This window comes from Archangium sp. (assembly GCF_036388035.1).
Taxonomy (GTDB): domain Bacteria; phylum Myxococcota; class Myxococcia; order Myxococcales; family Myxococcaceae; genus Archangium.
Genome location: NZ_DASVSO010000845.1, coordinates 24,108 through 37,435 on the forward strand (window position 1 = coordinate 24,108; position 13,328 = coordinate 37,435).

Consider the following 13,328-nt stretch of genomic DNA (forward strand, 5'->3'; position numbering starts at 1 on the left):
TTGGACCACGCAGCCCTACGCCTCGGCTTCGCCCCAGCGCTGACGGGCCAGCTCCAGGGTCCGGGCATTCTCGGACACCTGGTGCAGGAACCGCTCGCGCGCCTCGGGATCAGGGAAGTCGCTGGCACGGGCCCGCACGCACCGCAGGGCTTCGTGCAGGGCCGCTTCTCCCGCGTTCACATCCCCCTGCGCGAAGCAGGCCTCCACCAGCGCCAGGTGCATGGCCACCGCGTAGACGCCCTCGCTGCGCATCCGCTCCAGCTCCCTCACGCCCAGCTCCGCCACCTCCCGCGCCTCCGTGGCGCGCCCCTGGGCGAGCAGGATGGTGCTGAGGACCGCGCGCGCGTATACCACGTAGATCAGGAATGGCTCCAGCAGCTCACACGCCTTGCGTGCATGGGACTCGGCTTCGCGTAGCGCGCCCTTTGCCGCCGCCATCCGCGCCAGCACGGCACTGGCCATTCCCGGGATGAAGGGATAGGCGCACTCCCGCTCCACCCACTCGCGCGCCCAGGCGTGTGACTCCTGCCGATCCACCTGCTCGGGACTGTCGGCCAGCGTCATGCCCAGAATGAACAGGGTACTCTCCACCATGAGGTGTTGCTCCGTGCGTCTCGCGGTGGCCAGCGCCTCCCTCAGGATCGCCACCGTCCCCGGCAGATCTCCTGTGGCCGCCAGGCACATCCCCGACAGCACCTGCATCACGAGCGCGGTCCGCTCCGAACCGACAGCGCTGAAATCCCGCTGCCCCTGCTTGGCTATCTCGAAGCTCCGCCACGGACAGGCTTCGAAGAAGTAGACGGTGTAGCTCTTCAACAAACCCATGAACCCCCGCGTTATGGGCGAGTGGGCCATCACGCCAGCGCCCATTTCCATGAGCCGCCCGAGCTGGGTTTCCGCGTTCTGGCGCTCGCCGGACCAGATGAGTGTGCATTCCACGACGACAACGGCCTCGATATAGGACCCGACCGCTTCGGGCTCCGGCGTGGTGTGCACCAACACCTCACGCAGGCTGGACACCAGTTCCGAACGTCTGGAATAGATGTCACTGAGGATCAGCATCCCGATCAACCTGCACCACAAGGGACTGCCCGCCTTCAGTCCCTGCAATGCCGGGATGCCTAGCTCCAGGGCCCTGGGGAGCTGAGCCATCCAGAAGAACACGATGGCCTGGAGCGACCGCAGCCGGGCGAGGGCCTCGCCGCTCACCCCACACGCCAGGGCCGGCTCCACGCACCGCAGCGCGCCCTGCAAGTCGTTGCGTTCGAAGAGCCGCTCGGCGGCCCGGGTGTAGAAGTGGATGGCACGCTCCGGCTGCTGCCCCCACTGGAAGTGCGTGGCGAGCACCAACTCATCCAACTCGCCCAGCCGCTCCAACCAGGCCGCCGCGATCTGGTGGCCCATGGGCCGCTGGCTGTCGGGCACCAGGCCGTAGGCCGCATCCCGCAGCAGGGCATGGCGGAACCGGTATTGTTTCTCGGTGGGAAAGCGGCTGTCGGGTAGCGGCTCGATGACCTCCTGCTCCACCAGCAGTTGCAGGTGCTGCTCCAACGGCACCTGCTCGTTCTGGCGGCCCAACAGCGAAGCCACGCCCCCAGGCCAGAAGGCGCGGCCGAAGATGCTGGCGGCCAGTAGCACCTGGCGCGCCCCATACTCCATCCGCAGCAGACGGGCCTGCAGCACCGCCAACACCGTCTCCGGCGCCGCCTCCCCTCGCCCCTCCGCAGCCATGCGGATGAGCTCCTCCAGGAACAGGGCGTTGCCGTCCGATTGCTCCACCGCCCGCTGCACCACGGTCTCGGGCACCTGGGCGCCCAACACCTCACGCGCCAGACGCGCGCAGGCCTTACGGCTCAAGCCATTGAGTGACAGCTCCTGCAGGCGCCTTGCCCACAGTCCCGGGAAGAGCTCCTTCACCTCGGGCCGGGCCAGCGCCAGCACCAGGAAGGGCTGCTCGGCCAGCTCCCGCAGCAACACGTCCACCAGCTTCACCGTCAGCGCATCGCTCCAGTGCAGGTCCTCCAGCACCAGCAGCACCGGTTGCCGGACACACTCGGCCTTCAAGAAGGTCACCAGGGCTCGGCCCACCTGCGCGCTCATCAACTGCGGATCACCCCGCGCCGCATGCAGCCGGGGACTGCCCTCCTCGGGGAAGGGAATGGCGCACAGCTCGCCCAGGAATTCCACCGCCTCCTGGGCCTTCGCCTCGGGTAGGTGCATGGCCACCCGCTGGTACAGCCGGATGCGCCGCGCCTCCAGGCTCTCTCCTTCTCCCACCGCGCACAGCCTCCGGAGCGCCTGGCCCAGCAGACCGTACGAGGCGCCCGTGCTCATCGGGTCTCCGCGCCCCAGTAGCACCAGTGGCGGCTGCTCCCGGGCCTCCATGCGGCGGAGGAACTCGTGGCGCAGCCGGGATTTGCCCACGCCCGCCGCGGCCGTCACCAACAGGGCCCGGGCGGAGGACTCCTCGACACAGGCAGTGAAGGTGAAGTTGAGCAGCGCCAGCTCCTGCTCCCGGCCGACACACTGGGTGGGCTTGCCCAACAGCGGGCGGGAGGCGTCGGCGTCGAGCCGCTCGCCATGCAGCACGAAGGTGCCCGAGTCGGAGCGGGAGAGCTGGAAGCCCGGCCCCAACAGGCCGGCCGAGACATCGTCCATCAACACGAAAGCGGAGGGCGTGCTCTCGAGCTGGCGCAGCAACCGTCCTGCCCTGTCCATGGCCTCGCCCACCGGCAGCCGCTCGTTGAAGATCCCCAGGCCCGTGGCCAGCGCCACCTCGGCTTCGGGCCAGCGCTCCTTGAGGGTGAGGGCGCAGCGCGCCGCCAGCGCCGCCTGGTCCGTGGCCGTGCCACGCTCCGCCGCCAGCGTGGCCACCAGCGAGCCATCCGCCAACAGCTCCACCTGGGCTCCCTGAAGGGCCGCCAGGTCCTTGCGCAGCACGTCGCGCAGCGCCATGCCCTGATCCCAATCCGCCGTCTCATCTTGGGCGCCGCTGGCGAGGGACACCAACAGGACACTGACGAGCTTCTGCTCGCCCTCCGCCCCGCTGTCGATGCGCGGCTCCGCCCCGGCGCGCGGCAGCAGCAGCTCGGGGACGGACTCCAGGGCTCCGAGCGCCGCCAACAGGCTGGAGGCGTCCGACAGCCTGCGCCGCGGATCCTTGGCCAGCATCTGGTCCACCAGTACCTGCAGGCCCACGGGCAGGCCCGGGCACAGCGACTCCAAGCGCGCCGGCTCGGCGTGCAGAATCTTCGCCAGCGTGGCGGCGAAGTGTGGCGCCGCGAAGGGCGGCCGGCCCGTGAGGCATTCGTACAGCACGCAGCCCAGCGAGAAGATGTCCGCCGCGGGAGGAATCTCCGACGCACTGGAGGCCTGCTCCGGCGCCATGTATCCCGGCGTGCCCACCACCGTCCCCGTCCCCGTCACCGCCCCCAGCGAGCGCGTGGCGTAACGCGCCAGACCAAAGTCCAGCAGCATGACCTCCTGGGGCCGGCCCCCTCGCAGGAAGAGGTTGGAAGGTTTGAGATCGCGGTGGACGATGCGCTTTTGGTGGGCGGTGGCGAGCGCCTCGGCGGCCCGGCGCAACAGGGAGAGCGTCTCGGATAGGCTGAGCGGCTGGCGGGCCAGACGCCGTGCCAGGTCCTCCCCTTCGAGCCACTCCATGGCCAGGTAGGGCTGGTGCGCCTCGGTGGAACCATGCGCCACGTAGGAGACGATGCCGGGGTGACGCAACTCGGCCAGCAGCACGGCCTCGCGATTGAAGCGGTAGGCGACCTCCGGCGAGGTGACGGCATGCAGCAGCTTGAGGGCAACGGTCCGGCCCGTGGAGGAATCGACGGCGCGGTACACGAGGCCCATCCCTCCCCGGCCCGCCAAGGACTCAAGGATGAAGCGGCCTGCGATGATCGTCCCCATGGGCAGCGTTCCGGGGGGGTTGGCGGGGGGAGAGGCGGTCTTGTCGTCCATGGCGGTGTGCTGGCGCTCGGCGGGCAACAATACCCGAGGACACACCCATCCTCGAAGTCACCCCCGGGCCACCGGGCAGGTGGCAACACCCCGAGAGCGAACTCCCGCAGTGAGTCCTGTGACACCTTCCCCGGCACCTTCCCCTGGTGAGTAGGCCCCCACCTGACGCACCGAGTACCTCCTGGAAGTCGGGCGTAGTCCATGCGAACACCCGCACCTGGCCTTCAGCAGGTGGAGAGGCCCGTGAGGAGCACGCATGGACGAGAAGAAGAAGCCCGAGGTGAGCGGGGATGGACTAGAGCGGTTGGGGCCGTACCTGCTCCAGGAGCAGGTGCAGCAGTCCCATTGCAGCCAGGAGGAACTCTACCTGGCCAAGAACGAGACGAGCGGGGCCACGGCCCTGGTGCGCAAGCACGCCGCCGAGGAGGAAAAGGCACCCCGGAAACACTGGCGGGTGCTCCTCGAATTCTGGGCCTCACGGGGCTACTCCGCCATGGAGGTGGAGCACACCGACTGGGCCAGGGCCCAGGACAGGCAGTCGGCGGAGTCGCTGCTGTTCACGTTGGAGGGGGTGCTCGAGGAAGCGCGGCGCATGGCCCGTACCTTGTCCGATACCCACGAGCCCCACCTCCGGTGGCGCCTGGGGTTGGGCGTGGTGGGCGCCGCCACGGTGGGCGCCCTGCTCTTGGCGCTGGTGCGTTTGACCTCCGAGTTCCCACCGCCGAGCGGCTCGGAACCGCGGGTGGACCCCCCTCCCGTGCTGACGGGCTACGACGCACAGGAGTCCGCCGGGACGCCGGATGATCCTTTCGCCAGCGGTACACTCGTGGACACCTCGGACGCTGGAGAATCCGTGCTCGCCCGTCCGCTGCCGCGCGAGCCTTTCAAAGGACAGAAGCGTCCTCCCTGCACCCGCTACGCCGAGGTGGAGATCATCGGAGCCTGTTGGACGCCGCATAAGCTCAAGGCCCCGTGCCCGGACGTGCTCTACGAATACCAGGGCGAGTGCTACGTGCCTGCTTTTAGTGCCAAGCCGCCGCCCTCCTCGCTTGGGCAGTAGGGCTCGCGGGACCAAGGCTTCATCCATCGGAGGAGCGCTGGGCGGGGGCCTCGAGATTCATCAGATGCCGGAGAGGGTGCTGGAGCGGAGCCCGCGGCCATGGGGGCATGCTTTCACGCGCCAGGCGTTGAAGGAGCTGCGCGAGCAGTACCGTGCCTTCGTCGCGGCGTTCCAAGAGGAGGCGGATCGATGGAGGCGGGGAGACTTCTCGGCGCGCTTTCCTCTCTACTCCTTCCCGCCGCGCGTCGTGCCGGATCGCTCGAATTCTTTGACACCCTCTCGGGCCTGTATCTCAGCTCGCGCTCACCGCCTGAATTGGTGAACGGTTACCTCCGCTGTTATCCTGAGCGCCATGCCCCCCGTCTCCCATCTCTACACGGAAAAGCCCCTTGAGTATGCGAGCAACCATCGCCTGCTGATCCGGCATTACCTGAATGGCGACTCCTCGTCTGTGTGGAGCGAGGCCCCGTTCCTGCTCCCATGCCAGAACGATACGGGTCCGAACACCAAGGGGTCGCAGGACTTCGACAACTACCGGTTCAACATCCGGGATTGTGACCTGCTCAAGCTGGTCGACCTGAGGACGAGCGTGAACTCGCGCCGACGTTCGACCCTCGTCCATTGCGAGATGACGACGGAGCAGCACGATACGGTCGTGCGTTTCCACCCGGAGCCGGGTGCGAACCGGTTTCCGGCCTATTTCCTTCCGTGGCGGCAGAACCAGATCACCTGCATCGAGCTGGGGACGCAGGCGGACTTCTTCTTCACGAGCATGCTCACCGGCTGCTCTGTCTATGTTTCGACCTCCCCAGGCAAGCCCATGAAACCATGGGTGTACCACGCGAATGGGCTCGCCTTGGTGCAGCGCTCTCTGCGCACCACCAACGTCCCGTCCGGTTCGGGAGACCCCGACACGGTGGAGCTGCTCGAGTACCTCGGGAATGGAGGCCCCTCCAGCCGGCCGACCGGGCAAGGGAACCAGCCAGACCGGTCGATCGAATACATGGACAAGCTGTACTCGCAGGCGCGGCCCCACGGCCACACCCCGTCGAAACGGCTGACCAAGTCGACATACTACGCAGCACTAAAAACCCAGATCGCGGGAAGGAATGACTGGTCACAGTCGCCGGTCTCGGTCTTCGGCATCCGGGACCAGACGGGCTGGCGGTTCCACTTCCAGCTCGGCATCCGGCAACACGTGGGGGAGAAGGTGGTGGCCCAGCAACTCCGCGTGCACCCTCTGCCCTGAGCCCACCCAGGCCTCAGAAACGGTCCGGCTCCGTGTCTACGGGGGATGTACGCCGGGCCCCGGGCCCGAGCGCGGGAGCTCCTGCGGCAGCACCACCTTGGCGGCAGGCAACCTCTGGTGGAGGCGGAAGGAATCGAACCCGCGCCGGGCGGTGCGAAACTCCCAGCAGAATCTAGCGAACTGCCGCAAGGGATGCCCCTTGGCACGGGTGAGCCCCTCCACCACCTCGCGTCCTACGAATCGTCTGACACCTTTGGCGGACTGCCGCGGAGCTCGTGAAGGAGTTGGCCGAGCAGCACTTGCGCCAGGCGGCCAGGCGCCTGGGTCAGGAGAGTTGACGCCCGCGGTCTACTCGAGCTGGTCGCGCCACTCTTCGCCTGGCCTCGCCGTCCCGGGTGGCCGACTACGTGTTCTGGCACGCGACCACCAACGTGGTGAAGGGGGCCGGTCCCGGCTCACCCAACCGCCTGCTGCACTCGCGGCTGCCCACCACGTCGCAGCGCGCGGCCCTCTACCGCTACTACAACTCCGTCACGGAGGATCACTTCTACACCACCAACTGGTACGAGGTGGGCGGGGGCGGCGGCCCCTGGGTCTACCAGGGCATTGCCAGCTACATCTTCACCGGGAACCAGGCCCGCATTCTGACGCGCCGGGTCATTGGGGACGATGTATATGGGGGGTCCTTCCTCGAGGTCCCCATGTCGTCGCTCCCGCGCCCATCCCGTCCGGCGCTCCCTGGCTTCCTCTTCGCCGCCGTGCTCGTGCTCGCGTGCAGCAACCAGGGGGCCGCACCGTCCGAGGCGCCCGGTGCGGTCCCCGTCACGGTGGTCACCCTGAAGTCGGAGTCGGTCCTGCTGACGCGCGAGCTGCCCGGTCGCACCAGCGCGTTCCTGGTGGCGGAGGTGCGCCCCCAGGTCAACGGCATCATCGAGCGCCGGCTCTTCACCGAGGGCGCCCTGGTCAAGGCGGGCCAGCCGCTCTACCAGCTGAGTGACGCGGCCTACCGCGCGGAGCACCTGGGCGCGCAGGCCGCGCTCGACCGCGCGAAGGCCGCCCTGACGGCCGCGGAGCTGAACGCCAGGCGCTCCACGGAGCTCGCGGAGCAGGCGGTGGTCAGCCCGCAGGACCACGAGCGGGCGGTGATCGCCCTCCGGCAGGCCGAGGCGGACGTGAAGGCCGCGCAGGCCGCGCTCCAGCGCGCGAGCGTGACGCTCGACCACGCCCGCATCGTGTCGCCCATCTCCGGCCGGATCGGCCGCTCGTCCGTCACCCAGGGGGCGCTGGTGACCGCGAACCAGCCCCAGGCGCTCACCTCGGTGCAGCAGCTCGACCCGGTCTACGTGGACCTCACCCAGTCCAGCGGGGAGCTGCTGCGACTGCGCAAGGAGGTGGCGGCGGGCAGGCTCGAGACCGCCGACGGCACGCCGGTGACGCTCCTGCTCGAGGATGGCAGCCGCTACGCACACGCCGGCAAGCTGACCTTCTCCGACGTCAGCGTGGACCCGAGCACCGGCACCTTCGGGCTGCGCGTGCTCGTGCCCAACCCCGACAACGTCCTGCTCCCGGGCATGTACGTGCGCGCGCGGATCGGCAACGGCGCGCGCGAGCAGGGGCTGCTCGTGCCCCAGCAGGGCGTGGCCCGCGACCCCAAGGGCCACGCCACCGCCATGGTGGTGGGGAAGGACGGCAAGGTGGAGGCGCGGGTGGTCAAGGTCAGCCAGACGGTGGGGGACCGGTGGCTGGTCGAGGAGGGCCTGGTCGCGGGGGACCGGGTCATCGTCGAGGGCCTGCAGAAGGTCCAGCCCGGCGCCCAGGTGGAGGTGACGGAGGCCGCCGCACCCGAGGGCGCCAGGCCCGGGGCCGAGCCCCAGACCATGCCCGCCCCCTCCCAGCACTGACCGGAGCCCCCCATGGCACGCTTCTTCATCGACCGCCCCATCTTCGCCTGGGTCCTGGCGATCATCATCATGCTCGCGGGCGCGCTCTCCATCGCGCGGCTGCCCATCTCCCAGTACCCGGCCATCGCGCCGCCCACGGTGACCATCACCGCCATCTACCCCGGGGCCTCCGCGAAGGCGGTGGAGGACTCGGTGACGCAGGTCATCGAGCAGAACATGAAGGGGCTGGACGGGCTGCTCTACATGTCCGCGACGAGCGAGTCGAACGGGGTCGCCACCCTCACGCTGACGTTCCAGCACGGCACCGACCCGGACATCGCCCAGGTGCAGGTGCAGAACAAGCTGCAGCTGGCCACGCCCTCTCTGCCGCAGGTGGTGCAGCAGCAGGGGCTCAGCGTCACCAAGGCGAGCTCGGGCTTCCTGATGGTGGTGGGCTTCGTGTCCGAGGACGGCAGCATGGGGGGCGACGACATCCAGGACTACGTCGCCGCGAACATGGTGGACCCCCTCGCGCGTGTCCCCGGCGTCGGCAGCACCCAGGTGTTCGGCGCGAAGTACGCGATGCGCATCTGGCTGGACCCGAACAAGCTCGCCACCTACCGGCTCACGCCGGGGGACGTCACCCTCGCCATCCGCGCCCAGAACCAGCAGGTGGTGGTGGGCCAGCTGGGTGGCACGCCCGCCGTCCCGGGCCAGCAGCTCAACGCGGCCATCACCGCCCAGGATCGCCTCCAGACGCCGGAGCAGTTCCGCGCCATCGTCCTGCGCAGCAACCCGGACGGCTCGGCGCTGCGGCTCGGTGAGGTGGCGCGGGTGGAGCTCGGCTCGGAGGACTACAGCATCATCAGCCGCTACAACGGCAAGCCCGCGACGGGCGTCGCGGTGTCGCTCGCCACGGGGGCCAACGCGCTGAGCACCGCGCAGGGGGTGGTCGCGGCACTCGAGGAGCTCGCGCCCTCGTTCCCCAAGGGCCTCCAGGCGGTGACGCCCTTCGACACCACGCCGTTCGTGCGCGTGGCCATCAAGGGCGTGGTCACGACGCTGCTCGAGGCCATCCTCCTCGTGTTCCTGGTGATGTACCTGTTCCTGCAGAACGTTCGCGCGACCCTCATCCCGACCATCGCGGTGCCGGTGGTGCTGCTCGGCACGTTCGGGGTGCTCTCGGCGCTGGGCTACTCGGTCAACATGCTGACCATGTTCGCCATGGTGCTCGCCATCGGCCTGCTCGTGGACGACGCCATCGTGGTGGTGGAGAACGTGGAGCGCCTGATGAGCGAGGAGGGCCTCTCGCCCATCGAGGCCACGCGCAAGTCCATGGATCAGATCACCGGCGCGCTGGTCGGCATCGGCCTGGTGCTCTCGGCGGTGTTCGTGCCCATGGCGTTCCTCGGGGGCGTGACCGGCGTCATCTACCGGCAGTTCTCGGTGACCATCGTGGCGTCCATGGCGCTCTCGGTGCTGGTCGCGGTGGTGCTGACGCCAGCGCTGTGCGCGACCATGCTCAAGCCCATCGCCAAGGGACACCACGCGTCCGACACCGGGTTCTTCGGCTGGTTCAACCGCCAGTTCGACCGAGGCAACGCCCGCTACCAGGGGGCGGTGCGGGGCATCCTCTCGCGGAGCCGGCGCTTCATGCTCACCTTCGCCGCCATGGTGGTGCTGATGGGGGTGCTGTTCGCGCGGCTGCCGACCTCCTTCCTGCCCTCGGAGGACCAGGGCTTCCTCTTCTCCATGGTGCAGACGCCGGTGGGCGCGACGCAGGAGCGCACCATGAAGGTCATCGAGCGGGTGGAGCGGCACTTCCTCGAGGACGAGAAGGCCACCGTGGCCTCGCTGTTCACCGTGCAGGGCTTCAGCTTCGGCGGCAGCGGGCAGAACAGCGGCATCGCGTTCATCAACCTCAAGGACTGGTCCGAGCGGAAGTCCCCCGAGCTGGGCGTCAACGCGGTGGCCGGGCGGGCCATGGGGGCGCTGAGCCAGCTCAAGGACGCGCTCGCCTTCGCGTTCCCGCCCCCGGCGATGCCCGAGCTCGGTACCTCGGCGGGCTTCGTCTTCTACCTCAAGGACAACCTCGGCCTGGGCCACGAGGCGCTCACCGCGGCCCGCGACCAGTTCCTCGGTGCCGCGGCGCGGAGCCCGCTGCTCGCCAACGTGCGCCCGAACGGCCAGGACGACACGCCGCAGTTCCGCGTCGACGTGGACGTGGCGAAGGCCGGCGCGCTCGGGCTGTCCATGGCGGACATCAACGCCACCCTCTCCACGGCGTGGGGCGGCCAGTACATCGACGACTTCATCGACCGGGGCCGCGTCAAGCGCGTGTTCCTCCAGGCGGACGCGCCGTTCCGGATGGTCCCCGAGGACTTCCAGCGCTGGTCGGTGCGCAACCGGCAGGGAGAGATGGTGCCCTTCTCGAGCTTCGCGAGCACGCGCTGGGGGTTCGGCTCGCCCCGGCTCGAGCGCTACAACGGCGCGTCGGCGAGGGAGATCATGGGCGAGGCGGCCCCGGGCGTGAGCTCCGGTGACGCCATGGCGGAAGTGGAGCGGCTGGTGGCGGGGTTGCCGCGGGGCGTGGGGCTCGAGTGGACGGGGCAGTCGTACCAGGAGCGCGCGGCGGGGGCCCAGACGCCGCTGCTCTACTCGCTCTCGCTGCTCATCGTGTTCCTCTGCCTGGCGGCCATGTACGAGAGCTGGACCATCCCGACGGCGGTGCTGATGGTGGCGCCGCTGGGCATCCTCGGCACGGTGCTGGCGAGCGCGCTGCGGGGGATGGAGCGCGACATCTACTTCCAGGTGGCGCTGCTGACCACGGTGGGCCTGTCGAGCAAGAACGCCATCCTCATCGTCGAGTTCGCGAAGGAGAACTTCGAGAAGGGAATGGAGCTGACGGAGGCCACGCTGGCGGCGGTGCGTGCGCGCCTGCGGCCCATCCTGATGACCTCTCTGGCCTTCGGGCTCGGCGTGCTGCCGCTGGCGCTGGCCACCGGCGCGGGCTCGGGCGCGCAGCGGGCCATCGGCACGGGGGTGCTCGGCGGCATGATGGTGGGCACGCTGCTCGGCATCTTCTTCGTGCCCCTGTTCTTCGTGGTGGTGCAGCGCGTGTTCGGCCGGCGCGGGGGCACCGAGCCGGCAGCCGCGCCCCCGGAGGGCACCCGCGCGCCGGACCTGGCGGGGTAGGCCCCCGCTTCCGGGTGACGGGTGAGACCGGACCGGCAGGGGCTGGAACGGGCTGCGCCACTACGGGGCACGGCGAGGAGTACGGGACTTGAACCCGTGGGCCCGGCAGTCCCACCTGTCACCCGGAGTCCCCTCCCGTCTTGGAGACAGCAACGCCCCGCGGGGAACGACTCCTTTGACACATTCCCCCCGTGCTCCTGGCACAAGCCCTGTTCAAGGCCAGCACAACCGGGAGTAGGACCGCGGTGTACACAACCCGAGGTGGCCATGACGCGGATGCAGTGGACGTGGAAGACGAAGCGCTTCCTGGGGCCGGTCGCCGTGCTCCTGATCGCCCTCGTCGTTGGCTGCGGCGAGGAAAAGCCCACCCCCACGCCCCTCACCCTCCTGGAGAGCACGCAGTCCGCCACCCGCGCGCAGGCGCTGGGGACGGTCACCCTTCGTGTAACGGCGCGGGATGCCGGGAGCCGCTCGCTTCGCTTCTCCTGGGAGGCCAGCGCGGGCACCCTCGGCACCCCGAGCGAGACGGAGAACACCAGCGAGGTGACGTGGACCGCCCCCGCCTGCTCCGAGCGCGGCACCGGCGATGTTTCTGTCTCCGTCACGGCCTCGGACGAGCAGGGTGGCTCCGCCTCCACGTCCTTCTCCCTCTCGCTCCTTGGCTGCCGGACCCTCGCCATCGCCAGTGGCTACACCCACTCCCTGGCTCGACTCAGCGACGGTACCGTCTGGGCCTGGGGGCACAACCAGTCGGGCCAGCTCGGTGATGGAACCACCACCGCCGCGCGCGCCACGCCCGTCCAGGTGTCCGGGCTGACAGGCGTCACCGCCATGACCGCCGGCTCCGGCTGCTCCCTGGCCGTGCGCCAGGACGGCACCGTCTGGGCCTGGGGGAGCAACGGCTCGGGTCAGCTCGGTGATGGGACCACCACCTCGCGCTCCTCCCCTGTCCAGGTGTCCGGACTGACGGGCGTCACCGCCCTGGCCACAGGCGTCGGCCACTCCCTGGCTGTGCGCCAGGATGGCACCCTCTGGGCCTGGGGGAGCAACGGCTCGGGTGAGCTCGGCGATGGGACCACCACCTCGCGCTCCTTCCCTGTCCAGGTGTCCGGACTGACAGGACTCACCACCGTGGCCGCTGGCTTCAGACATGCCCTGGCTGTGCGCCAGGACGGCACCGTCTGGGCCTGGGGAGTCAACGACTACGGCCAGCTCGGCGATGGGAGCACCACCTCGCGTTCCTCGCCCGTCCAGGTGGCCGGGCTGACGGGCGTCATCGCCGTGGCCGCCAGCGCCAACCACTCCCTGGCCGTGCGCCAGGACGGCACCGTCTGGGCCTGGGGGCATGCCGCCCCGGTGGGCACGCCCGGCGATGCGTCCAACCCCTCGGTGGTCTCCACTCCCGTGCAGGTGTCCGGGCTGACGGGCGCCACCGCTGTGGCCGCTGGCGTCAATCACTCCCTGGTCCTGCGCCAGGACGGCACCCTCTGGGGTTGGGGGGACAACTCCCTTGGCCAGCTCGGCGAGGGGCCCTCCACCTCGCGCTCCACGCCTTTCCAGGTGCCCGGGCTGACCGGTGTCACGGCCCTCGCCTCCGGCAGCCAACACACCCTGGCCCTGCTCGACGACGGTACCGTCCAGGCTCTCGGGGCCAACGCTGTCGGCCAGCTCGGCAATGGGAAGACGACCCACCGCTTCACCCCTGTCCAGGTGCCTGCGCTGACGGGTGTCACCGCCCTCCTCGCGGGCAACCAGCACTCCCTGGCCCTGCGCCAGGACGGTACCCCCTGGGCCTGGGGGGGCAACTCCCAGGGCCAGCTCGGCGATGGGACCACCTCCTCTCGCCTCACCCCCGCCCAGGTGCCCGGGCTCACCGGGGTGACCGCCCTCGCCGGCAGTGGGGACCACACCCTGGCGCTGCGCCAGGACGGCACCGTCTGGGCCTGGGGTTACAACTTCTACGGCCAGCTCGGCGATG

The 13,328-nt window shown here is 69.7% G+C and carries 5 protein-coding genes and 1 pseudogene; 5 read left to right on the top strand and 1 reads right to left on the bottom strand.

The annotated features are described in order from the left end of the window. Positions 1 to 15: 15 nt before the first annotated feature. Positions 16 to 3,966 (bottom strand): serine/threonine-protein kinase PknK, encoded by a 3,951-nt coding sequence (locus VF697_RS34890; RefSeq protein ID WP_331101879.1) that lies wholly within the window; start codon positions 3,964 to 3,966, stop codon positions 16 to 18. A 256-nt stretch (positions 3,967 to 4,222) separates the two neighbouring features. Here VF697_RS34890 and VF697_RS34895 point away from each other — a divergent pair, with 256 nt between their 5' ends. The 5 genes and pseudogenes from VF697_RS34895 to VF697_RS34915 all read left to right on the top strand — a co-directional run. Beyond that, positions 4,223 to 5,026: a hypothetical protein gene (locus VF697_RS34895; RefSeq protein ID WP_331101880.1), complete on the top strand. Its 804-nt coding sequence runs from the start codon at positions 4,223 to 4,225 to the stop codon at positions 5,024 to 5,026. A 352-nt stretch (positions 5,027 to 5,378) separates the two neighbouring features. Beyond that, entirely contained in the window at positions 5,379 to 6,275 is an 897-nt protein-coding gene (locus tag VF697_RS34900; protein ID WP_331101881.1) for a hypothetical protein, read from the top strand. Between the two features lie 407 nt (positions 6,276 to 6,682). Next, positions 6,683 to 8,176, top strand: a complete 1,494-nt coding sequence (locus tag VF697_RS34905) for an efflux RND transporter periplasmic adaptor subunit (RefSeq protein WP_331101883.1) — start codon at positions 6,683 to 6,685, stop codon at positions 8,174 to 8,176. A gap of 12 nt (positions 8,177 to 8,188) precedes the next feature. Beyond that, entirely contained in the window at positions 8,189 to 11,350 is a 3,162-nt protein-coding gene (locus VF697_RS34910) for an efflux RND transporter permease subunit (RefSeq protein ID WP_331101885.1), read from the top strand. Between the two features lie 267 nt (positions 11,351 to 11,617). Then, positions 11,618 to 13,328: pseudogene (locus tag VF697_RS34915) on the top strand (RCC1 repeat-containing protein); the annotation flags it as partial.